Annotated in this window: 23 protein-coding genes; 10 read left to right on the top strand and 13 right to left on the bottom strand. The window is 41.5% G+C overall.

The features are described from left to right. The first annotated feature begins 34 nt into the window (after positions 1-34). From OFO01_RS04315 to msrB, 7 genes are all read left to right on the top strand, one after another. Positions 35-1,180, top strand: coding sequence for a hydrogenase small subunit (locus OFO01_RS04315; protein ID WP_270858960.1), 1,146 nt, complete (start codon positions 35-37; stop codon positions 1,178-1,180). Between the two features lie 2 nt (positions 1,181-1,182). Next, the gene (locus OFO01_RS04310) at positions 1,183-2,907 is read left to right on the top strand and encodes a nickel-dependent hydrogenase large subunit (protein ID WP_270858959.1); all 1,725 of its coding nucleotides are present in this window, start codon (positions 1,183-1,185) and stop codon (positions 2,905-2,907) included. 3 nt (positions 2,908-2,910) lie between these two features. After that, positions 2,911-3,579, top strand: a complete 669-nt coding sequence (cybH, locus tag OFO01_RS04305) for a Ni/Fe-hydrogenase, b-type cytochrome subunit (protein WP_270858958.1) — start codon at positions 2,911-2,913, stop codon at positions 3,577-3,579. Then, the gene (locus OFO01_RS04300; RefSeq protein ID WP_270858957.1) at positions 3,576-4,124 is read left to right on the top strand and encodes a HyaD/HybD family hydrogenase maturation endopeptidase; all 549 of its coding nucleotides are present in this window, start codon (positions 3,576-3,578) and stop codon (positions 4,122-4,124) included. Before cybH ends, OFO01_RS04300 begins: the two co-directional genes overlap by 4 nt. Beyond that, the gene (locus tag OFO01_RS04295) at positions 4,121-5,683 is read left to right on the top strand and encodes a hypothetical protein (RefSeq protein ID WP_270858956.1); all 1,563 of its coding nucleotides are present in this window, start codon (positions 4,121-4,123) and stop codon (positions 5,681-5,683) included. The genes OFO01_RS04300 and OFO01_RS04295 overlap by 4 nt, the downstream gene beginning before the upstream one ends. Next, positions 5,673-7,967: a carbamoyltransferase HypF gene (hypF, locus tag OFO01_RS04290; RefSeq protein ID WP_270858955.1), complete on the top strand. Its 2,295-nt coding sequence runs from the start codon at positions 5,673-5,675 to the stop codon at positions 7,965-7,967. The genes OFO01_RS04295 and hypF overlap by 11 nt, the downstream gene beginning before the upstream one ends. A gap of 84 nt (positions 7,968-8,051) precedes the next feature. Next, entirely contained in the window at positions 8,052-9,083 is a 1,032-nt protein-coding gene (gene msrB, locus OFO01_RS04285; RefSeq protein WP_270858954.1) for a peptide-methionine (R)-S-oxide reductase MsrB, read from the top strand. A gap of 210 nt (positions 9,084-9,293) precedes the next feature. Here the strand turns inward: msrB and OFO01_RS04280 are convergent, their stop codons facing one another. From OFO01_RS04280 to OFO01_RS04220, 13 genes are all read right to left on the bottom strand, one after another. Next, entirely contained in the window at positions 9,294-10,073 is a 780-nt protein-coding gene (locus OFO01_RS04280; protein ID WP_270858953.1) for a DUF3137 domain-containing protein, read from the bottom strand. A gap of 410 nt (positions 10,074-10,483) precedes the next feature. Next, entirely contained in the window at positions 10,484-11,422 is a 939-nt protein-coding gene (locus OFO01_RS04275) for a carbon-nitrogen hydrolase (RefSeq protein WP_270858952.1), read from the bottom strand. A gap of 16 nt (positions 11,423-11,438) precedes the next feature. After that, entirely contained in the window at positions 11,439-12,419 is a 981-nt protein-coding gene (locus tag OFO01_RS04270) for an agmatine deiminase family protein (RefSeq protein ID WP_270858951.1), read from the bottom strand. Between the two features lie 69 nt (positions 12,420-12,488). Then, positions 12,489-13,280, bottom strand: coding sequence for a DUF3298 and DUF4163 domain-containing protein (locus OFO01_RS04265; protein ID WP_270858950.1), 792 nt, complete (start codon positions 13,278-13,280; stop codon positions 12,489-12,491). Positions 13,281-13,289: 9 nt separating this feature from the next. Then, positions 13,290-13,484, bottom strand: a complete 195-nt coding sequence (locus OFO01_RS04260; RefSeq protein ID WP_270858949.1) for a hypothetical protein — start codon at positions 13,482-13,484, stop codon at positions 13,290-13,292. Further along, on the bottom strand, positions 13,474-14,184 hold the full coding sequence (locus tag OFO01_RS04255) for a hypothetical protein (RefSeq protein ID WP_270858948.1): 711 nt from the start codon (positions 14,182-14,184) through the stop codon (positions 13,474-13,476). The genes OFO01_RS04260 and OFO01_RS04255 overlap by 11 nt, the downstream gene beginning before the upstream one ends. 24 nt (positions 14,185-14,208) lie before the next feature. Then, positions 14,209-14,757 (bottom strand): hypothetical protein, encoded by a 549-nt coding sequence (locus OFO01_RS04250; RefSeq protein ID WP_270858947.1) that lies wholly within the window; start codon positions 14,755-14,757, stop codon positions 14,209-14,211. Between the two features lie 26 nt (positions 14,758-14,783). Next, positions 14,784-16,493, bottom strand: coding sequence for a proline--tRNA ligase (locus tag OFO01_RS04245; protein ID WP_270858946.1), 1,710 nt, complete (start codon positions 16,491-16,493; stop codon positions 14,784-14,786). Then, positions 16,483-17,790, bottom strand: a complete 1,308-nt coding sequence (gene hemA, locus OFO01_RS04240; RefSeq protein ID WP_270858945.1) for a glutamyl-tRNA reductase — start codon at positions 17,788-17,790, stop codon at positions 16,483-16,485. The genes OFO01_RS04245 and hemA overlap by 11 nt, the downstream gene beginning before the upstream one ends. Continuing rightward, positions 17,790-18,692, bottom strand: a complete 903-nt coding sequence (locus OFO01_RS04235; protein WP_270858944.1) for a polyprenyl synthetase family protein — start codon at positions 18,690-18,692, stop codon at positions 17,790-17,792. Before OFO01_RS04235 ends, hemA begins: the two co-directional genes overlap by 1 nt. A gap of 60 nt (positions 18,693-18,752) precedes the next feature. Then, entirely contained in the window at positions 18,753-19,373 is a 621-nt protein-coding gene (locus OFO01_RS04230) for an HAD family hydrolase (RefSeq protein ID WP_270858943.1), read from the bottom strand. After that, positions 19,354-20,067, bottom strand: coding sequence for an SIR2 family NAD-dependent protein deacylase (locus tag OFO01_RS04225; protein ID WP_270858942.1), 714 nt, complete (start codon positions 20,065-20,067; stop codon positions 19,354-19,356). Before OFO01_RS04225 ends, OFO01_RS04230 begins: the two co-directional genes overlap by 20 nt. A 9-nt stretch (positions 20,068-20,076) precedes the next feature. Then, complete coding sequence (locus OFO01_RS04220; RefSeq protein ID WP_270858941.1) at positions 20,077-20,409, bottom strand: hypothetical protein; 333 nt, start codon at positions 20,407-20,409, stop codon at positions 20,077-20,079. Positions 20,410-20,610: 201 nt separating this feature from the next. Here OFO01_RS04220 and OFO01_RS04215 point away from each other — a divergent pair, with 201 nt between their 5' ends. The 3 genes from OFO01_RS04215 (at position 20,611) to cysK (ending at position 23,382) form a co-directional block, all read left to right on the top strand. Beyond that, positions 20,611-21,903, top strand: coding sequence for an O-acetylhomoserine aminocarboxypropyltransferase/cysteine synthase family protein (locus OFO01_RS04215; RefSeq protein WP_270858940.1), 1,293 nt, complete (start codon positions 20,611-20,613; stop codon positions 21,901-21,903). Positions 21,904-21,912: 9 nt separating this feature from the next. After that, on the top strand, positions 21,913-22,326 hold the full coding sequence (locus OFO01_RS04210) for an RrF2 family transcriptional regulator (RefSeq protein ID WP_270858939.1): 414 nt from the start codon (positions 21,913-21,915) through the stop codon (positions 22,324-22,326). 141 nt (positions 22,327-22,467) lie between these two features. Then, positions 22,468-23,382, top strand: coding sequence for a cysteine synthase A (cysK, locus tag OFO01_RS04205; RefSeq protein ID WP_270858938.1), 915 nt, complete (start codon positions 22,468-22,470; stop codon positions 23,380-23,382). Positions 23,383-23,570 lie beyond the last annotated feature (188 nt).

Raw genomic sequence — 23,570 nt, 5'->3', positions numbered from 1 at the left:
ACGGATTAACGCTATAAGCGTAAAGGAGAACATAATGATTGATTTAGCAAAAGTAGCCGATAGGCTAGAACAAGTCGCTAAACTACCCAAGATAAAAGAGGGCGATAGTATCACTAAACGCCTTGCTGAGCGCGGTTTTTCACGCCGTGATTTTATGAAATGGGCGGGCGCAATGACTGCGGCGATTGGGTTACCTAGCGTATTTGCACCACAAGTTGCACGGGCGGCAGAACTCGCCGATCGCTTACCTGTGATTTGGCTTCACATGGCAGAATGCACAGGTTGTAGCGAAAGCTTACTTAGAATTGATACTCCAACTATCGATTCGTTGATTTTCGACTATATTAGTTTAGAATATCACGAGACGATTATGGCTGCTGCTGGCTGGCAAGCAGAGGAAAATTTAGATGGAGCTATCGAAAAATATAAGGGGCAGTATATTTTAATGGTAGAAGGTGGAATTCCAAGCGGAAGTAGCGAATATTTCCTTACAGTAGGACCTGCTGGTAAGACAGGTGCCGAGCATTGCAGACATGCTGCTGCTGGTGCAGCTGCGATTTTTGCTATTGGAACATGTTCGAGCTTCGGTGGTATCCAAGCAGCAAGACCAAACCCAACAAACGCTGTTGCGTTAAGCAAATTAACTAAAAAACAAGTAATCAATGTCCCTGGCTGTCCGCCAAGCGAAAAAAATATCGTAGGAAATGTCCTTCACTACATACTATTTGGCACACTTCCAGCACTTGATGTTTATAATCGTCCAAAATGGGCTTACGGACTTAGAATTCACGATTTGTGCGAAAGACGCGGTCACTTCGACGCAGGTGAGTTCGTAGAGCAATTCGGCGATCAAGGCGCAAAAGACGGATATTGTCTATATAAAGTAGGTTGCAAAGGCCCATATACATTTAATAACTGCTCACGCGAGAGATTTAATGCTCACACTAGCTGGCCAATCCAAGCAGGTCATGGCTGTATCGGCTGTTCTGAGCCTGATTTTTGGGATCACATGGGACCATTTGAGGAGCCGTTGGCAGATAGATTATACAATACCGTATTTAGCGGAGCAGGTGCTGATGCGACAGCCGATAAAATCGGTATAGGAATTTTGGCTGTTACAGGTGTAGCTATCACAGTTCATGCAGCCATTGCATCATTTAAAAAGAATAAGGGAGAGTAGAAATGTCACAAAGATTAGTAATAGATCCGATAACTCGTATTGAAGGACACTTACGCATAGAAGTAGTTGTCGATGATAACGGAGTTGTAACGGATGCGTATTCTGGCTCTACTTTATGGCGTGGATTAGAGACTATCGTTAAGGGTCGCGATCCTAGGGATATCGGCTTTTTTATGCAAAGAATTTGCGGTGTTTGCACATTTTCTCACTATAATGCTGGAATTTCGGCTGTTGAAAATGCTCTTGGCATAACTCCGCCACTAAATGCGATTTTAACCAGAACGCTAATGAACACTGCGCTATTTATGCACGATCACCCAGTGCATTTTTATCAACTACACGGACTTGACTGGGTTGATATCGTAAGCGCACTAAGCGCAGATCCACACGCTGCTAGCCAAGAGGCTTTCAGATATACAGATTTGCCTTATGCTTGCGGTGAGGATCAGCTAAAAGCAGTTCAACAAAGAGTAAAAGCTTTCGTTGAAAAAGGCGCACTTGGACCATTTGCAAACGCATATTTCGGACACAGCACATACAAGCTAACTCCTGAGCAGAATTTGATTGCGCTTAGCCACTATTTAGAGTGCTTGCGTATCCAAAGAACAGCTGCGCAAATGATGGCGATTTTCGGCGGCAAACAACCACACCCACAAACCCTAACAGTCGGTGGCGTAACATGCGTAATGGATATCCTAAGCCCAGCAAGACTTGGTGAGTATATGGTCAAATTCCAAGAAGTTGCTGATTTCATCAACCGCGCATATTATCCAGACTTGCTTATGGCTGGTGGTGCGTATGCTAGTGAAGAAAGCGTATTAAACGATGTCGGTGTCGCAAATCTATGGACACACCAAACTTTCCAATATTCACGCAATGATTTCTTATTCCAAAGCGGTGTGATTTTAGACGGCGATATTAGCAAGGTTCATGAGCTAGATGAGAGCAAGATTACAGAAGAAGCCACTCACTCATGGTATAAAAATGACAAACCACTTCACCCTTATGACGGCGAACAAGAACCAAACTACACAGGATTTAAGGTAGAGCAAACTCTAAACGCCAAAGGTGAAATGGAAGATACAAAAGTCCTAAATACCGAGGGTAAATATACTTGGATAAAAGCTCCTAGATATGATGGCAAATCACTTCAAGTTGGACCACTATCAAATATCGTTGTAAATTATGCAAAAGGCAATGAATTTGTCACAAAAGTAGTAGATAAATTCCTTTCTGATACTGGTCTTCCACTAGAAGCAGTATTCTCTACTCTTGGTAGAACAGCATGCCGTATGATCGAGGCAAAAGTCGTAGCTGATAATGGATTATTAGCATTTAATAACCTAATCGCTAATATCAAATCAGGCGACACTGAGACTTGCGCTAAATACACAATCGATAAAAAGAAATCATACAAAGGCAGATATATCGGACATGTTCCGCGCGGTAGCCTAAGCCACTGGTGCAGAATCGAAAATGGAGTAATCCAAAACTGGCAAGCAGTCGTTCCTAGCACATGGAACGCTAGTCCAAAAGACGCTCAGGGCAATATGGCATCTTATGAGTCATGCTTAATCGGTCTCAAAATTGCAGATTTAACGCAACCGCTTGAAATTATCCGCAAAATCCACTCTTATGATCCGTGCATTGCGTGCGCTGTTCATGTTATGGATACCAAAGGCAACGAGCTTAGCTCATATAAAGTAAATCCAAATATCAAGGATTAAACCATGAACAAAAGAGAAGCTGAGTATGAATTTTCGATAGGATTGCGCCTTACCCACTGGATACGCGCTATCGCTATCGTCATACTTGTAATTACTGGATTTTATTTGGCCTATGTTTTCATAGCCCCAGAGATTAGCTCTGAGCCAAATTTATTCTTGCAAGCTAAAATTCGCTTCGTGCATTTAGTGGCAGGTTTCGTGCTAATGGCGGCTATGCTTTACAAATCATATCTGTTTTTGTTCGATAAACACAGCAGAAAAGAGCTAGTTAGTATCAAGGATTTTATTAATCCTAGGGTTTGGATCGAGCAGATCAAATTTTACCTATTTTTAGGCGAACACCCACATTTGCACGGCGTTTATAATCCTTTGCAATTCATTGCGTATTTGGCATTTTATATCATTTTAGCCTTGATTTGTATCACTGGCCTTGTGCTTCATGTGCATATGTATCATGGCGGACTTGGCGGTATGATTTATGATCTAATGCGCCCAATCGAGGCTATGATGGGTGGTCTAAGTGAGGTTCGCACTATCCACCATTTATCGATGAATTTCCTTATTTTATTTATCCCTGTGCATGTTTATATGGCTGTTTTCAACGCTGTAAAAGGACAAGACGGAGCTATGGACGCTATCATTAGCGGCTATAAGTTCAAGGTTCAAAAATGAAATTAGGTGTTATCGGTATAGGTAACATTATGTACTCCGACGAAGGTGTCGGAGTACATTTTATGCACGCACTGCAACAAAACTACAAATTCACCCCAAACTCACCTGACGATAGTATCGAATTCATCGACGGAGGCACGCTGGCTGCGCTTTTAATGCACATTTTGGTCGAATTCGACGAAATTTTGCTGATTGATTGTATCGACGCAGACGAGGGCAGTATCGGCGATGTGTATTTCTTCGACTACGAGGCTATGCCAAAAAGCGTGAAATGGAGCGGTTCGGCTCACGAGGTGGAGATGCTAGAAACCTTGCAAATGCTAGATCTTTGTGGCGATAGACCACGCACGCAAATCCTAGCCGTGGTGCCAATGCGCATAGAGCCGATGAGTTTTAGCGTGAGCGATGAGGTGCTGAAATCTAGTGAGATTATGGAGCGCACGGCGATAGATTTTATCGCTTCTCGCGGTTTTGTGTGCGAAAAAATTGGAAATTTAAGCGTGCGCGATATCGCTGAAAATTTTGATTCTAAGGGCAAAAATTGATAATTTCTTTTAAATTTGATTATTTGAATAACAACGGCTTAATCGCCTATTTTTTGGATTTTTATGCGCGTAAGGCTGGGCTGAAATACGCCCTAAATTTAGGCAAAAATTTAACCACACTCTATGTCGAAGCAGATGAAAAAGAGCTACTCGAATTTAGCGATAAATTTATGGCGCTTATCCCAAATTCTGCGTTTTTGGCAAAATCGAGCGTGGAGGTGGTATCTGGCGAAGGGGATTTGAAGGAAGTTTGCGCCAGAAGCGACGAGATTAAATTTTTGCCTAAATTTTCAAATTTCACCCCAAGCCAAATTCACGAATTTTTGCAAAGTGGCGAATTTGTAGAAAACGAATTTGGAGTTTTAAGCGGTGTTAGCGTCTTTGACGGCGAGAGTTTCGTCGCTGTAAATAAGCAAAATTTTGGCAAGTTAATCGAGTATGCTTACCGCATTTTGCGTCATAATCAAATTTTGCAAATTTCGCTAAATGGCGAGAAATTTAGCCTTAGTGCGGATTTGAATTTTGAAAATTCAGACTTTATGGTCGCCACTGGTCTAAAATCGTTTAATAAAATTTTCATCACCGATGACAAGCAAAAAATCGCCCTTGCGACATACGAAAAGCCAATTTTGCGCCTCAAAACAAACAGCGTTTTTCGTAGCTCTTTCTCAAAATCGCCTAAATTTTTCGATGTGAAAATGTGTAGCGATCTCTTTTCGTTCGCGCTTTTTAAACGGCTCGAAGATGATGAAATTTACTATGTCAGCGCGCAGGGTAACAAAAATAAATTTTTAAATTTATGCGTGATTGAGGATAGATTTCTTATCACAAAAAACTCTGAATTTATGAGCGAGGCCGAAAAAACACTTCTTGCTTCTGGCGATAGCACCACACATTTTGGGCTAATTTGCAAGGAAAAAGAGATTTTTGATTCGCGCGTGATGAGGGTTTTTGTATCGAAAAATAGCGCCGATGAGATTGCGATTTACGAAGCCAAATCCAAGCGCAAACTTCTAAATTTCGCCATGCCTGCGAATTTGGACGCTCTTTTTGATGAAATCAAAAGCGACGAGACAGGCGCAAAACTTTTGGCAAATTTTAGCGCAAATTTTAGCCTAGATTATGTGCGCGCAAATGCTGATTTTAGCGCAATCAAACCTAGTTTTTATGGCTATTTTGAACTGCTTTCTCGCGTGATTTTTGGCAAAGACGCGCAGTATTTGTTGGAGTGTGCTGGGGAATTTTTGGGCGAAAAGGGCATGAAACTAGACTTCGAGCTTAAAGAAAACGGCGATTTTAACTTCGCCAAAACGCTTCGTTCGGCGATGAGCTACAAGCTAGCAGGGGTCGATGACAAGGTTTTAAGCTACGGCGTGATTGATACGCTGGCTAGATTTATCGGCGATTTGGCTGATGCAAACGAGGCATTATACGATTCTGGCGTGCTTAGCGGTTCGCTCTTTGCCGAGCGCAGGTTCGCAAACATCGCCACACTCGTGCTTGGCAAATCTCGCCTTGATTTCTCGGCATATTTGGGTTTGCAAGGCTGTGAGCGTTAAAATCGAGATTGCAGGAGCTGTGCAGGGCGTGGGCTTTCGCCCGTTTATCTACCGCATTTGCACCGATCTAGGCATAAAAGGCGAGGTTTATAACGACGGCGAGGGCGTGAAAATCCACGCAAACGCCACGAGCGAGCAAATAGCACAGCTTAAAGAGCGCATTTATAGCGAGCTTCCGCCACTTGCGCGGATTGATAAATTTGAAATTTTTGAAATCGCGCCTAAAATTTATAGTGATTTTAAAATCGTTTCTTCGCAAAATTCGGCGAAATTTAACCCAATCTTGCCTGATTTTGCCATTTGCGATGATTGCAGGCGCGAATTTTACGATCCGCAAAACAAACGCTACCGCTACCCATTTATCAACTGCACGAACTGCGGACCGCGACTTAGTATCATCAAAAAACTCCCTTATGACCGCGCAAATACGACAATGGCGCAGTTTAAAATGTGCGAATTTTGTGGTGGCGAATACACTGACCCGCTAAATCGCCGTTATCACGCCGAGCCGATTGCTTGCGCTAAATGCGGACCCAAGCTCTTTTTGAAAAACAAAAATGGCGAAATTTTAGCTACTGGCGAGAATGCGGTTAAAATGCTTTGTGAAATTTTATCTCGTGGCGAGATAGTCGCTGTAAAGGGGCTTGGCGGATTTCATATAATGTGCGACGCGACGAACGAAGACGCCGTAGCGACCTTACGAATTCGCAAAAATCGCCCCGATAAGCCATTTGCCATAATGTGTAAAGATGAGAAAATGGCTAAAAAATTTGCCCGGTTTTGCGAGAGTGAAAAAGAGCTTTTAAACTCGCAAATTAAGCCGATAGTTTTGGTTAAAAAATCAAAAAATTCGCAAAATTTAGCCCTTGCTGATGCGGTTGCGCCAAATTTAGGCAAGGTTGGCATTTTTCTAGCAAACACTGGCATTCATTTGCTACTTTTTGAGTATTTTAATCGCCCGTTAATCGCTACGAGCGCGAATATCAGTGGCGAGCCGATAATTTACGATGAGGCGAGTTTGCGCCAAAAATTGGGCGGTGTGATTGATTTTTATTTGGATAATGACAGAGAGATTATCACGCCAAGCGACGATAGTGTGGGCTTTGTGGTGCAAAATCAGGCGCAGAGTATCGCAAAAATCGCGGAGCAAAATTCGCAAAATATTATGCAAAATTTTGCGCAATTTTTACGCACTTCGCGTGGGCTAAATCCGCAAATTTTCAAAAGCAAATTTGCTCATAAAGGCTCGTTTCTCGCCCTTGGCGCGGAGCTAAAAAACCAGTTTGCAATATATAAAGACGGGCAAATTTTTATTTCCCCATATATCGGCGATTTGAAAAATATCGCCACAAATGCTCGATTTTTCGCGCTTTTGGATATTTTTATCAAAACTTATGATTTGAAATTTGACGCTGTTTTAGGCGACCTGCACCCGAATTTTTTGCACACGAAACATTTTGAAAATTTGGGCTTTGAAGTGGTGAAATTTCAGCACCATTACGCGCATTTGGTCGCGAATTTGGCGGATAATGATTTGCTTGGAAGTGGTAAAAAATATCTTGGATTTAGCTTTGACGGCACGGGTTATGGCGCAGATGGCGCGATTTGGGGTGGCGAAGTGCTGGAATTTGACGAATTTGGCTACAAAAGGGTTTTGCATTTCGATGAATTTGCCTTAATCGGTGGTGAGAGTTCGATCAAAAATATCTATAAACTCGCAATTTCGCTGATTTTTAAATTTGGCATTGAAAGCGAGGCGAGTGAGTTTTTGGCGAAATTTAGCCAAAATGAAATTTCAAATTTAGCCAAAATTTCTCCGCGCTCGCCAAAGACAACCTCGCTTGGACGCATTTTTGACGCATTTGCAAGCGTGATTTGCGCCCTAAAAAGCGTTAGTTTTGACGGCCAAAGCGGTATGAGTTTGGAAAATCTCTTTGATGAGAGCAAAATCACGAGCGAGAGCGAAAAACGCTATAAATTTGAGATAATAAACGGCAAAATTAGCGTCAAAAATGCCTTTTTAAGCGCGCTAAAAGATGAACCAGCCGTGGCTGCGTCAAATTTCATAAACGCGCTTGCTAAAATAATGCTTCAAATCGCAAAAGAGCGAAATTTGCAGGTCGTGCTAAGTGGCGGGGTTTTTCAAAACGCCACGCTTTTGGATTTGGTAGTGCGTAAATTTAGCGAGGCTGGGGTGAAATTTCACCTACACAAAACCACTCCGAGTAACGATAGTGGTGTGGCTCTCGGGCAACTCATGGCCTATATCGCTCGCCTAAAATAATCAATAAATTTTATCAACTAACTTAAAATTTTAAAATTTTACGCTAAAATCGCAGGGAATTTTTAATCAAACAAGGCAAAAATGATGAAAATTTTAAAATTTTTACTATGTTTTGCGCTATTTTTAGGCGCAGATGAAATAAATTTAAATGGCGAAAGCGTGCAGAGCAAAAATCAAAATTTAAAAGAAATTTATCTAGCGGGTGGCTGTTTTTGGGGTATGGAAGGGTATTTTAGGCGAGTAAAGGGCGTCGCGAGCAGCGAGGTTGGCTACGCAAACGGCAATAGCGAAAAAACGGATTATTATTCGCTTAAAAACACAGACCACGCCGAAACTCTAAAAATCAAATTTGATGAAAATGTCGTGGCATTTGCCGAGATTTTGGAGCATTTTTTTAGAGTGATTGATCCCATAAGTGTCGATAAACAAGGTAACGATGTCGGCAGGCAGTATCGCACGGGGATCTATTATACCAACGAGAGCGACAAGGAATTTTTGCAAAATTTCATCGCCTTAAAACAAAAAAAATATAAGGAAAAAATCGCCGTCGAGATCGCACCACTACACAATTACGCGCGCGCAGAAGAGTATCACCAAAACTACCTTGGCAAAAACCCAAATGGATATTGTCATATCGACCTAAATTTGGCGAGCAAACCGCTTTATGACGAGAGCAGGTTCGCGCTCCCTAGCCCAGAAGAGATGAAGGAAAATCTAACGCCGTTGCAATTTAGCGTGACGCAAGAAAAGGCGACGGAGCACCCATACACGAGTGAATTTGATAAACTCGACGCAAAGGGCATTTATATCGATGTCGTTACGAAAAAACCGCTTTTTAGCTCGACGGATAAATTCGACGCAGGGTGCGGGTGGCCGAGCTTTTCTAAGCCCATAACTACCGACGCGCTGGATTATGCGCGCGATACGAGACATGGCATGGTGCGCACGGAGGTTAGCTCGCGTCTTGGCGGGGCGCATTTGGGGCATGTTTTTGAGGACGGCATCAAAGAAAAGGGCGGTTTGCGCTACTGCATAAACGGCGCCTCGCTCGAATTTATCCCGCTTGAAAAAATGAGCGAGCGCGGATACGCTGAGTTTATCCCGTATGTGAAATAGTGAAATTCTGCTGTCCGCAACTTGGATACTGCGCGCGAAATTTTGTTTTCGCAACTTATGAATACTGTATGCGAAATTTCGCCAAATTTTAAATTGCAAACTGTAAAAATGGCAGAATTTTAAAGTTTAAAATTTTGCCATTTACCCTGCGCTTAGTTTGAAATTTGGCGATTGCTTCGCTTTGCTTGCAATGACACTTATGTGCAAATTTTATACAATAAAATTTTCGGGTGCAGTATTTGGCTTGAAAATCTTTGAATTTAGCTTTAAATGATTAACAATATCGATAAATTGCATTATCTCGTTTTTATATTCTTCTGAGATAGAATTTTCACCGATTATAGGTTTATGATAATCTATTTTTTCAAAACTATCGCGATTAAAATTTAAATATATGTAAATTTTGTTGTCAAAAAAGCAAAAATTGCACTTAGTGTTAAGCATTTCTCTTAAATTTAGCATTTTTTCCATAAGAGCAGGGGTTAAGATGTATCTTGCGCCGACTTCATCTGTGCAATATGTCGTGAAAGTGTCGTTAAAATAGGCATTATCCATTTTTGTTTTGGTAAAATGCGAGCTAGCAAATTCGTCGTAATTATCCAAAACAGCAACCCTAGTCTTAAAATATTTATTAAATTCGGCTATAAATAATACACCAAAAAACATAACTTTGTTTTTTATAAGTTGTCTTTCAAGTGTAGGGGCTATTTTCGAAAATTTTAAATCGCTAAATTTGATTTTGACACCGCCTACTTCACCATAAACCAAATCGTTGCCATTATAGCTATCCAAAACGCCTCCACTATAAAGTTGCGGGATATCAAATTCGCTAAATTTTATAAATTTATGCGGTTCATAAACTAAATTTGGCGAAATATCTTTTATAATTTCTCTCATCAGTTGCTTTTTGAATTTGTATTTAAACCACTCTTTAAAATCGAGTAAATATATGATTTCATAAATTTTAAGCAACAAACTAGTTATTATCATGCTTCCAAATAAGCCGTAGAAAAAATAATTAAGCCAAGAAATATCAAATTTTCTTATAAAATACAAAAAAGGAATTATAATTAAAGAGATTAAAAAATATTTAAATTCTTTAAATACAAATAGCATAATTGGTGCTGGCAAACACATCACAACAAGAATTTCAAACGCTGTGGTGCTGGTGTGTTTTGTAAATTTAATTTCATAACGCCAAAATATATAAGTTAATAAAATTATCAATATAGGAAAAAAGAAAGTAAAAAATTTCCTAGCATTTTTCATTTTTAAAGAACCTTTGGCTCTTATGTTTTCCCAATGAGCCAAAGTATCTAGCGTTATTTTGGCATTTTTTTCATTTTCAGCCATTTTTCGTCTCAAACTACCTTGAATTTTTGCTTAAAAGGCTTAAAATTTTAATCATCAAATCTTTTTAAAAGTGAGCCGTAGCTCTCAATTCGGCGATCGCGCAAAAACGGCCACCAGCGTCGCACATTTTCGCACCTTTGCATATCAATCTCCACGACCTCGCAAAGCTCGCTTTCGCTACCTGCGCGAAATAGCTCTTCGCCCTGCGCTCCAAAAACAAAGCTATTGCCCCAAAATTTAATCCCCTCTGCGCTCTCATCGCATGTCATCTCGGGCGCAGTATTTCCCAAAACTACATTTGGCGAAATTTCGCTAAGCTTCGCACTCTCAAATCCTACGCGATTTACGGCAATTACAGGCAGTGAGTTTGCCACGCTGTGCCCTCTTTGCACAGCGACCCACGCTTCTAGCTGTCGCTCACGCTCCGAGCTTTCATCACCCATAAACCAGCCAATCGCAGTTGGATAGATTAGCACCTGCGCCCCACGAAGCGCCATTGCGCGCGCAGCCTCAGGATACCACTGATCCCAGCACACCAGCACGCCCAGCCTTCCCACGCTCGTATCAATCGGCTCAAAGCCCATATCACCGGGCGTGAAATAGAATTTTTCATAAAAATTCGGATCGTCTGGGATATGCATTTTGCGGTATTTTCCCAATACTGCGCCGTCGCGCTCGAAAACCACAGCCGTGTTGTGATACAGCCCCGCACTTCTGCGCTCAAAAAGTGAAGCCACAAGCACTACGCCAAATTCTTTGGCGATACTGCCCCAAAATTTCACATCGTCTTCGAAATTTGTCGCATAGTCGAAATTTTCGGTGTTTTCGCGCTGACAAAAATAGTGGGTTTGGTGGAGTTCTTGAAGCACGATTAAATTCGCCCCTTTTTGCGCCGCCTCGGCGATAAGCTCCTTGGTGCGCGCTATCGTGGCTGATTTGGTGCCGTAAAATTTGTGTGAGATTAAACCGACTTTTAAATTTTTCATTTTTTGCCTTTAAATTTTAAATTTTATCGCTAAATTTATTCATACACGAGCAGTGAAGCGAGCCGTTTTGACGGATAAAAACCCGCGCATCTACGCCAACGACCTTGCGCCCCGGGCAAGCCTTTGAGAGGCGAGAGAGCGCGATTTCGTCGTTTTTATCGCCATAAGTAGGCATGATTAAACCGTCATTTACAAATACGAAATTCGCATAAGTCGCCCCCAAACGCCTATTTTCGTAAAAAATCGGCGCAGGAAGCGGAAGCTCGATAACCTCGAATCCATGCGCTAAAACTTGCTCTTTTAGCGAGCGCAGGGCAGGGTAGTGTATGTCGCTAGAATCATCGCATGAAGCCACGGCGACGAGATTTTCGCTCACAAATCTAGCCAGCGTGTCGATATGGCAGTCTGTATCATCGCCCTGAATAAATCCGCCTTTAAGCCAGATTATTTTTTTTAGCCCAAAAATTTCGCCTAGCTTTTGCTCCAAAATTTCTTTGCTAAGGGCGTTTCGGTTGTCATTTAGCAAGCACTCCTCAGTCGTCATTAGCACGCCAGCGCCGTTAAATTCGACACTTCCACCTTCTAAAATCAAATCGACATCGCGCAGCGCTTTGCCCCAAATTTCATAAAGCGTGGCATTTAGTGCGTTGTCCTTTTCGCTCGCAAATTTCCCGCCCCAAGCGTTGAAGGTGAAATTTAGCGCCTCTACCTTGCCAGCATTTTCGATATCAATCGCGCCATAATCGCGTATCCAAGTGTCATTTGTAGGGATTTGAACGAAATTAACGGCGAATTTCTCGTCTATTTCGCCACACACTTTGTCGAATACTGCCCGTTTTGGTGCGATAGCCACGACTGGCTGAAACTGCGCCACAGCGCGGATAAAGTGCGTATAAGCGCTACTAATCTCGCCTAGATACGGCGCCCAGTCGCTGTCCTCGTGAGGCAGTGAAACTAAAAGTGCGTTTTGATTTTCCCACTCTGCAAATGCTCTCATTTTCTCTCCAAAATTAAATTTGCGTTGAATTTTATGTAAAATTTAGCGTAAAATTTTACGCTAAATTTGTTAAAATTTTAAAAATTCCTCTTTGAAAATGCCTTTTAAATTTTCGTAAGGCACGATGATTTCGGGCTCGCCCATAGCATACGGCGCGATGAAATACGGCGCGAAGACAAACGCCACGCCCTCTTTGGCGAAGTAAAATTCGCTTTTAAAAACGATATCTTCTGGCAGATTATCCACCCAAAATGTCTTGATAAACTCCGTAATATCGCGCTCTTGGCAGGCTTTGTCGCAGTTTGGCTGCGAGGCTATGATATCTGCGCGAAGCATATCCTTGTAACCCTTGAAAATCTCCTTGTATAGGGGCTCCACGCTAACCGCGCCGATTAGGACATTTGTAATGTCGATTTTTTTATTTGCGACTAAATCGTAGATGATATAGCTTGTGTGCTCCATGCCGTGCGCTCCGCCAGAATACGAGTATGAAAACTGCTTGATTTGGGCTAGGTTGCCGATTTGAGAGACGAAGCTTTGCTCGGCGCTAAATTCGCTATGAAAGTCCAAATCGCCATTTTGAGCCATTTCTTTATCGGCTTGGGCCTTGGATTGCTCTACTAAACTTGTGGCGTATTTTTTCGCGTCCAAGCTTTTTAGCAAAAGCGCGCATCTCTCGTCGATACTCTCGCCCTCGCAAATCCCAAACAGGCGGTTTTTTAGCAAAATGTCTAAATTTTCGTTGCCGGTTTGAACTAGGGTGTAGCTGTGCGCATCGTCTGAATACAGCTCCTGGGACTGAGGGTTAATCTGCGCGTAAGAAAACAGCGCAAATAGCGCAATTATGGTAAGTTTTTTCATTTTTTTCCTTTAAATAAATAATCCACCGCGAATTTCTTTGCTAGAAGCGATTAAATTTTCGCGGTTTTTGGTCATTAAATTTGCTATTTTGGCTTGTTTATCAATCTTAGCCAAATCCGCGATTTTTTTCCTAAAATTCGCCATGTTTTGATCTAGCTCTTTTTTTCTAGCCATAGAAATATCTACAAATTCTTTAAATTCCATTTTCAACTTTCACGCTTTCTTTTTCGTATTGTTTGACGATACTTTCATAATCTGCAAATTTGACAAAAGGTCGTATCGGCGAATAAATCGAAGCTTCGATTATATTTTGAAATTGCGAAAATCGTTCTTTTTTGGCTACAATTACGAAATTTGCACGAAAATCTTGAAGTTCGTAAAATTTATTTAGCGAATTCTTAAAATCCGTGCTATGTTCGACTTCAAAAAATGAATTTGGTAAATTTCGCTCGTTAAACCAAACGACATCGATAGTTTTTGCAAATTTAACGATATTTTTATATGAAAATTCGTAAATTTCGCCTAAATTTGCCACTTCACCAAGCTTTTGGTTTATGAAAATTTTATTTTTATCTTGTGGCGGAATATAAGTTTTAAATTTCCTTATGTTGCCGATTTGAGTGATAATACCTTGATAATACGAGTGCGTAAATTCATTTTCTGCAACAATTTTTTCATTTTTAATATCAAATTTAGCTAAGATTTCGTTTTTAAATTCACTCAAACCCCAAAGTCCGGGCTGAATTTTAAAAAATTCTTTGTTTGTTTGCAAAATTCGCCTAATCGAAGCAAACGGCGTTTTTGTTTGCCATGAGCTAACTTCCGTGCCGTGATAAAGTTGCGATAGCGTGGCTACCTTGCCGTTTTTCAAAAGTGCGTTTATGACGAAATCTTTTTGTTGCATTTAATTATCCAATCCTTTAATTTTTTATTGTGTCGGCAAACCTAATTTTTGTAATGGGATATAGTTAAAATAATATTGGCAATTAACGCTTATTATATAATCTAGCATATCCCAATATTCAGGCTTTTTAAACCAATCACTAAGCAGATAAATATATTCCACTTCCATATTTAAATGCGACATAAGTTTTTGATATTGTTTCTTTTTAAAATCGCAAGTTTGAAGTTTCCTATTTATAGCACCTGCAACTTGTTGAAATTTACACTCTATAACGAAAAATGTATTGTTTAAAACTACATATAAGCTATCGTCTGGTAATAATTGTTTAGATATTATATTTTTCCAATCAATTTTTTGTTCATCTAAAAATCTGTAAAGTGCATCTTTCTTGAAAATTTGAGCGATTAATTTATTATCAAAAAATACATTATACCGTTTGGTTCTATATTTAGGCTCGTTTATCTCTATGACACTATAACCATTTTGTTCTGAAAGAAAAGTTGCTAAATCGGTTTTACCTTCAAAACTAGCACCAGTTTGTGTATTTGCTCCACCAATACCACCTTTAATCATTTTTTATCCTTAATTTATTTTTAAATTTAATCCAATTTCTCTTTAATCAAATCCAAAATTTTATCCACGCTAACGCTTTGTTTTTCTAGGTTTTTGCGCTCGATAAACTCTACTTCGCCGTTAGCTAGGCCTTTGCCGACTAGCAGGGCGTATGGAAAGCCCATAAGCTCGTAATCGTTCATCTTAACGCCAAATCGCTCATTTCTATCATCAAGCAAGGCGTTAATGCCTAAATTTCGGCATTTCTCGTAAAGTTCGGTCGCAAAATTGACGATATTTTCATCTTTTGCATTTGAAATGATGATTTCTAGCGCAAAAGGTGATAACTCTTTGCTCCACACGCAACCCTTCTCATCGTGGCTAGACTCGACTGCGACTGCGACTAGACGGCTCACGCCGATACCGTAGCAACCCATGAAAAATGACTGTGTTTTGCCGTTTTCGTCTAAAAATTTTGCCCCCATAGGGTCTGAATATCTCTGTCCTAGCTGGAAAATGTGTCCTACTTCAATGCCCTTTGTAACGCGCAGTTCGCCCCCACAGCACGGGCATTTATCCCCAGCTTTGACTTCGGTTAAGTCTTTGAAGCGAGTTTTGTTAAAATTCGTAACCGCACAGCCAATTAAATGGTAGTTTTCTTCGTTTGCCCCAGCTATCATTTCGCGCTCGTTTTCAAGCTCAGCGTCTATGTAAAAATCAATATCTCTTGGCAGTCCAAACGGCCCGCAAAATCCAGGCACAAGCCCAGATTCGCGCACTTCGCTCTCATCTGCATCGATTAGTTCTAGCGCGCCACAAGCGTTTTGTGCCTTTGTCTCTTGCAAATCATCATCGCCTCTAACAAAGAAAACCACGATTTTTGCGCTATCTTCGTAGATTGCCTTTTTCATCACAGCTTTGATTGTAAAAAATTTATCCACTTTGAAAAATTCAGCCACGCTCTCGATTGTTTTAGTCCCTGGCGTGTGAAATTTCATCATACCCTCGGTCTCTGGCGCTTCGCAAGGGGCTGTGCGTTTAGCGCGGTGCGCTGCTTCGATATTAGCAGCATAAGAGCAGTTTTCGCAGACTAAAATATCGTCCTCGCCATTATCCGCTAAAACCATAAATTCCTTGCTTCCGCTTCCGCCGATTGCGCCACTATCGGCTTGGACGGCACGGAAATTTAGCCCAAGACGGGTGAAAATTTTGGTGTAAGTTTGCTCCATGAGATCAAATTCGCGCTTCAAATCAGCCTCGTTTGCGTGAAAACTATATCCGTCTTTCATAGTAAATTCTCTACCGCGCAAAAGTCCGAAGCGAGGTCTAGCTTCATCTCTAAATTTGGTGTTTATTTGGTAGATATGAAGCGGGAGTTGCTTGTAGCTGGTGATTTTGTTCGCCACCATTAGCACGGCACTTTCTTCGTTTGTCGGGCTTAGGACAAAGTCATTTTCTTTGCGGTCTTTTAGGCGCAAAAGCTCTTTGCCGTATTTGTTATACCTGCCGCTTGCTTTCCACGCATCAGCTGGTGTAACCACGCTAAAAGAGATCTCTTGCGCGCCTGAGTTATTCATCTCTTCGCGCACGATTTGCGTGATTTTGTTTAAAACCATTTTTCCTAGCGGCATGAAATTATAAAGTCCGCTACCTAACTGCTCGATAAATCCCGCCCTAAGCAAGAAAATATGGCTTGGCAAAATGGCGTCTTTTGGCGCTTCTTTAAATGTCGGTGCAAAAAGTTTGCTAAATTTCATTTTTATTCTCCATTGTTTTGCTATTTTCGTAGTCTAAAAATTTTTCGTAATTTTCTTTAAGGGCGAAAATTTCATTTAACGAATTTGTCGCGAAATCAATCTCGTCCTTGCTCTTTAAATTTTTCAAATTTGTCGTTGGTGTGTGCAAAAATGATTTGAAAACTTGGTGAATTAGCTTTCTGGCTTCTTCTTTGTCGCTGTTTTTTAAATAGCCTTTTTTGATAGCTTTTTCTAGCTCGATTTCGGCTATATCCCTGGCTTTGGCGCGTAGGGCCTTGATGAGTGGGGTGGCTGCTTTGGCGTTTTGGCTATCGAAAAACTCGCTAGTTTGCGCTCCGATGATAGCGTAGGCGTTGTGGGCCTGTTCCTCGCGCAAGATTAGGTTGTTTTTGACGATTTCTTCTAAATCATCGACGCTATATACGACGATATCCTCGCTTTGGCTTAGCTCTATGTCGCGCGGGACGGCGATATCGAAAAAGTAGCGTTTGAAATTTTTGGCTTCAATGATTTCATCGGTGATTATTGGCGTAGCGGAGCTTGTCGCGCTGAAAAATAGTCTATTGATATTGACATATTTTTTTAGGTTTTCAAGGCTATCAAATTTCACGCCTTCCCCTAGGCTTTTGGCTAAATTTTCGGCATTTTTTAAATTTCGGTTTAAAATTGTAATCTTCGCGCCACTTGCGAGCAGGTGTTTGCACGCTAGCTCGCTCATTTCGCCAGCCCCACATACTATGGCTTCCTCGCCTTGAAGCGAGCCTAATTTTTCCTTTGCCATGGATACTGCCACGCTTGAAACAGATACTGGGTTTTTGGAAATTTCGGTTTTTGTGCGCACGCTAGCGGCGCATTTTAGCGAAGCGTCGATTGCGCTTTTGATATCCTCGCCTGTGTTGTTGTTTTCAAGCGCAAATTTATACGCATCTTTTAGCTGGCCTACGATTTGCGTTTCGCCGACAACTAGGCTATCGAGCGAGCTTGCGACCGAAAAAAGATGATGAATCGCGCCGTCATCATCGTATAAATCAGCCCTGGTTTCTAGCTCGTCTAGCCCCACGCCACTGACGCGAGATAGCGCAAGTAGGGTAAATTTCGACGCAGCCTCATAATCGCTTACACTAGCGAAAATTTCCACGCGGTTACAGGTATTTAGCACCATACACTCTTTGATACTCGCGTTCGAGCATAAAAGTCGCAAAATTTCTTTTTTTCGCACATCGTTTGTGAAAGATAGCTTTTCACGCACTGTAATGTCTGTGTTTTTGTGAGTAAAACTCACACTCATATAAGCCATTAAAACTCCCTATTTATCATATTTTCAGCGATTGCGGTAAGCTTTTCGTTTTTGAAATCTTTTATCGCTTCTATTGCGCTAGTGCCCAAAAATTTCGCTTCATTTATGCAACGATCTATGATTTTATGCTCGCTAAATTTTGCCCTAAGCCACGAAATTTCGCCCTCGTTTAGCTCTTTTTTGAAAAGTGATTTTAGTTTTTCTTTATCATTTTCGCCCAAATTCTCGTATAGATAAATATACGCTAGCGTAGTTTTGCCCTCTTTGAAATCCCCTAAATTCGGCTTTCCTAATACTTCGCTTGATTGCGTGATATCCAAAATATCGTCGATTATTTGAAAGGCAAGGCCTAAATTTTTGCCATATTCGCCAAATTTTTCTACCTCGACGCCCTCGCCAAATTTCAAATACGCCGCACTTCTTGCCACTTCCTCGATGAAAACGGCGGTTTTGTAATAAATCATTTGGGTGTATTTTTGGGCGTCAGAGTTGAAATTTTGCGACATTTTTACATCCATCATTTCGCCAATTGCGAGTTTGGTGACAGCCGAGCTTAGCGAAGTAGCGATGAAAGCAGGAAATTTGCAAAGCTCGCTGTAAGCTTTGGAGTAGAGTATGTCGCCGAGCATAACGGCGTTTTTAGAGCCCTGGGTTGCGTTGATTGAGGGCTTGCCACGGCGCATTACGCTTTCGTCGATGACATCATCATGCAGCAGGCTAGCAGCCTGAATAAGCTCGGTAATAGCGCATAGCCTTAGGCTCTCTTCACTCTCTCCGGCGATATTTAAAAGCAGTTTTGAGCGCAGTTTTTTGCCTGAACTAAGAGTCAAAAACATTTCGTTAGCTACGCTGTATCCGCAACTAGCGATGAAATTTTGCATAATTTGATCAATTTTGTCCATTATTTCTTTCTTTTTTGATAAAAAATTTAGCGATTATAGCAAAATTAAATTTAATCCAAGCTAGAATTTATCGATAATCTCCCACGCTTGCTCTGGCGTTTTTGCGTTTTTTACGCCCTCTCTAAACTCGCCCATGCCCCAGCTTACTTGCAGATACTGGATATTTGCCCTTTTAGCGGCGAATTCGTCCTTTTTGCTATCGCCTAAAAAAATCGCTTTTTTAAATTTGCTATTTTTCAAAACTTCTAAAATCATAGCGGGATCTGGTTTGTGCGGCACTCTCTCGCTCTCGCCCACGATAAAGTCAAAAAACTCGCTTAGCCCCGTAAATTCGGCTATGCTAGCAAGACTAGCTTGTGGGGCATTCGAGGCTAGGGCGACGAAATATCCAGCGTTTTTGCATTTTTTTAGCAAATCCAAAATCCCAGGATAGGGCAGGGCGAATTTGCGGTAATTCCCCATATACACAGCCATAAATTCAGCCCCTAGCTCCGCGCTCACGCTCTGTGTGCCATATAGCGCTATAAAGGGGTTTTGCGCGGGATCGTTTATCACGCTCATTATGTAATCATGCTCCAAAGGTGCGAGATCAAGGCGGTTTCTAGTGAAATTTATACTCTCGCAAATGGCTTTTTTGCTATCAAGTAGCGTGCCGTCCATATCAAAGATTATCGTTTTCATGCGCCCCGCCTTGCAAAAATTTTCTAATATCGCTCTCCCATTTTGGCGCGGCGGTTACTGCACTTTCGGTGTAGCATTTATCGAAAAATTTATCGATTCGCGAGGCGTCAAGGTTGTTTAAAACGCTGATTTTAAAGTATCTTGTATAGCCTGCTACATCGAGCACTTCCCCGCTCGTGCCGATACAGACGAACATTTCGCACTCTTGCAGTGCCTCGTATAAATCGGCGTAGTGTGGGGCTTGCTCGCCAAACATAACGATATTGTGGCGCATTTTTTCGCTCCCGCATTTTTCGCAAATTTGCCCATTTATTGGCGCGTAGCCGATATTTTGGACATGTCCGCACGCCTCACAGCGAATTTCGGGCAAAAATCCGTGCAAATGGATTACGCCCTCGCACCCAGCGCGTTCTAGCAGATCATCGACATTTTGGGTTTGCACGACGATTTTTTCTCCAAATTCTTTTTTTAATTTTGCGATTGTGTAGTGGGCTAAATTTGGCTCACAAGTAGCAAGTTGCGCCCTGCGCTCATCGTAAAATTTAAGCACCTTCGCTCTATCTTTTAAAAACCCAGGCACTGAGCAAACCTCTGCCACGCTGTATTGCTCCCATAATCCGCCACTCTCCCTAAATGTGCGAAGCCCGCTAGCAGCACTCAGCCCAGCCCCACTTAAAATCAATACTTTTTTCATTTTTTTTCCTTAATACTCATCGCTAAATTTGCCCTTGTGCTTCTCTTTTTTGTAAGTTTTTGAATTTTTGAGTTTTTCTAGCAAATTTGCCTCTTTTATCAGCTCGTCTTTGCCCTTGTGCGCTAGGACCGATTTGACGAAGTTTTCGAGCGATTTCGTGTAGGGCTGGTCTAAATAAACAGCTTCTACTTTTTTTAAAACTTCGTAGTTTTTTATCACGCGAATTTTAAATAAATTCTCGTCAAAATCATCTCGTTTCAAAATCGAAATTGCCGATTTTGCGAAGCGCTCTAAGGCGCGGATGTATTTGATACGATCGCTTTTTTCATTTATTTGGCTCAAATTTTATCCTTTGAAATCAAAAGTGCGATTATATCAAATTTAGCTTTATTTTTTATTTTACATATTTTTCCTATATATTATTAAAACTATATTTTTTTCAAAACACTTTAAATAGGGAATTTATAAAATATATTTTCTCTATTGACTTGTTTGTAAATAAGTGTTATAATCCCCGAAAATTTTAAAATTTAAGGAGGAGAGATGGCGGAATTTAACTTCGAAACACTAGCAACTCACGCAGGATACAGCTCAAAAGAGGGCTGTGGTTCTATGGCGGTGCCGATTTATCTAACCACGGCGTTTGACTTTGGCACGAGCGAGGAGGCGGCAGCTAGATTTGCATTGCAAAGCCTTGGTCCCATTTATACGCGTTTAAATAACCCAACGGTCGATATTTTCGAGGCGCGCATTGCAGCCCTTGAAGGTGGCGTGGCGGCGATTGGCACTGCTAGCGGTCAAGCCGCTTCATTTTATGCGGTCGCAAATGTCGCAAGTGCGGGCGATAATATCATCATGGCGCAAAAAGTCTATGGTGGAACTTCGAATTTAATGCTCCATACGCTTAAAAAATTTGGCATTGAGACGCGTATGTTCGACGCAGACAGCGCGGACGATTTAGAAAGCTTAATTGATGAGAAAACAAAGGCGATTTTCTTCGAAACGCTTTCAAATCCGCAAGTGGCAATTCCAAATTTTTATAAAATCATAGAAATCGCCGATAAATACGGCATTATCAGCATTGTGGATAACACAGTTGCCACGCCAGTGCTGTTTAATCCTATCAAAAAAGGCGCCGATATCGTCGTGCATAGCGCGAGCAAGTATATCAGCGGTCAAGGGCTAACCATCGCAGGTGCTGTCGTAAGTGGGGCTAGCACAAACAAAAAAATCGTAGGAAATCCAAGATATGCTGATTTCAACGAGCCAGACGAGAGCTATCACGGGCTAGTTTATACAAATTTAGTAGAAAATTTCGACATTTTCACGCTTCGAATTCGCCTTGGTTTGCTTCGCGATATCGGTGCGACGATGAGCCCATTTAGCGCGTGGCAGTTGATTCAGGGGCTTGAAACCCTAAGCGTGAGGGTAAAAGAACACTCTCGTAAAACGCAAAAAATCGCTGAATTTTTAGAATCTCACCCAGCGATAAAAAGCGTAAATTACCCAGGTCTAAAAAGCTCGCCACTAAATAAATTTGTAAGCGAAAATTTCACCGAGGGGTTATGTAGCGGGCTTTTGTGCTTTGATGTAGGAAGCAGAAAAGTAGCCGATGATATCATGCGAGAGGTGAAAATTTTTGCTGTCGTGGTAAATATCGGCGATAGCAAATCTGTCATCACTCACCCAGCAAGTTCAACTCACTCGCAATCAAGCGACGAGGAATTGCTTAGTGCGGGCATTACTCCGGGGCTAATTAGGCTTAGCGTGGGGCTAGAAGACACTGACGATTTGATTAATGATCTTAAAAACGCAATCGAAAAAGCAACAAAATAAGGGGAATATATGGCACTTTTATCTACAAAAGGTGTGTATGGCTTAATGGCGATTTTAGAAATCGCCAAAGCTAGCGAAATTTCGCCGATTAGCATTAGCGAAATTTCAGATAGAATTTTGGTTTCAAAAAACTATTTGGAGCAGATTTTAAACGGCCTTAGAGGCGGTGGATTGATCGAGAGTATAAAGGGCAAAAACGGTGGATATTATCTCTCGCGCGATATCGAGGATATCACATTTGCTGATGTTTTTAAGGCCATGGAAAAGGACTTTAAGCTTACGAATTTGAAGCTATTAAACCCAAATTTAGAGTTTTTTTTCAAAGAGTATGATGAAAAACTGCTAGAAATTTTCAACAAATCAATTAGCAAATTTGAAGAATACAAGGAAGAAAGCACTAAATTTTTGGATTTTAGTATTTAGGTGAAACCAGCGCGCAAAGCGCGCCACCTCTAAGGTTTTGCGGGGTGGGGGTGCGGGGGCGGAGTGCCTCCTAAAAAACGCACCGCCCCCGCGTAAAATTTAAAATTGCGAAGCAATTTTACTAAATAAAAAAGGAAAAAAATGAAAATAGCAAACGATGTAACAGATCTAATCGGCAACACTCCGTTAGTTAGGATTAATACCTTTTCAAAAAACGCGACAATACTTGCAAAAGCTGAGTTTCTAAACCCAAGCCACTCAGTCAAAGACCGTATCGCGTGGAATATCATCAAGGTCGCCTTCGTGCAAAATCTCATCAACAAAGACACAATCCTAATTGAGCCAACCAGCGGAAATACAGGCGTAGGACTAGCCATGGTAGCTGCGAAAATGGGGTTAAAACTAATTCTAACAATGCCAAGTTCGATGAGTATCGAAAGACAAAAGCTAATCGCGGCTTTTGGCGCGAAAATCGTGCTCACAGATCCGCAATTTGGCATGAAGGGTGCCGTGGATAAGGCAAACGAACTAGCTGAGGAAAACCCAAATTCATTTATCCCAAGCCAGTTTGACAATCCAGCCAACCCACAAGCCCACTACGATAGCACTGGCCCTGAGATTTGGCGCGATACAGACGGCAAAGTCGATATCCTAGTCGCTGGATTTGGCACGGGAGGCACGCTAAGCGGGACAGCGAAATATCTCAAAGAGCAAAACCCTGATTTAAAGGTAATCGCAGTCGAGCCTGATTCGTCGCCATTAGCTAGTAGGGGGTGTGCCGGAAGTCACAAAATCCAAGGAATCGGCGCAAATTTCATACCGAAAAACCTAAATTTAGACATAATCGATGAGTATATCGCGGTCGCAAATGGCGCAGCTTTCGATACTGCAAAGACTTTGGCGCAAAAAGAAGGCTTGTTAGTGGGCATTTCAAGCGGCGCAAATGTCTATGCGGCAAACATCGTCGCCAATCGCTTCGAAAATCGTGGCAAAATCATCGTAACCACGCTAAATGACACCGGCGAGAGATACCTTTCTACCGATTTATTCAAATAAAATTTAATCTCAAATTTGCGAATTTTGTAATTCGCAAATTTGCTTTTTACTACGAAAAATTCCAAACGCTAAATTCGTTGTCATTGCGAGAAGCGAAGCGAGGAAGCAATCTACGAGTTTAAAATTCCAAACGCTAAATTTGCGAAATTTATAAAATTTTAATAAATTTCTGCCAAAACACTGCGCCG

The organism is Campylobacter sp. JMF_01 NE2 (genome assembly GCF_027737365.1).
Taxonomy (GTDB): Bacteria; Campylobacterota; Campylobacteria; order Campylobacterales; family Campylobacteraceae; genus Campylobacter_B.
Note: the sequence above shows the minus strand (reverse complement) of the source record. Positions and strands in the feature narration are given on the sequence as shown.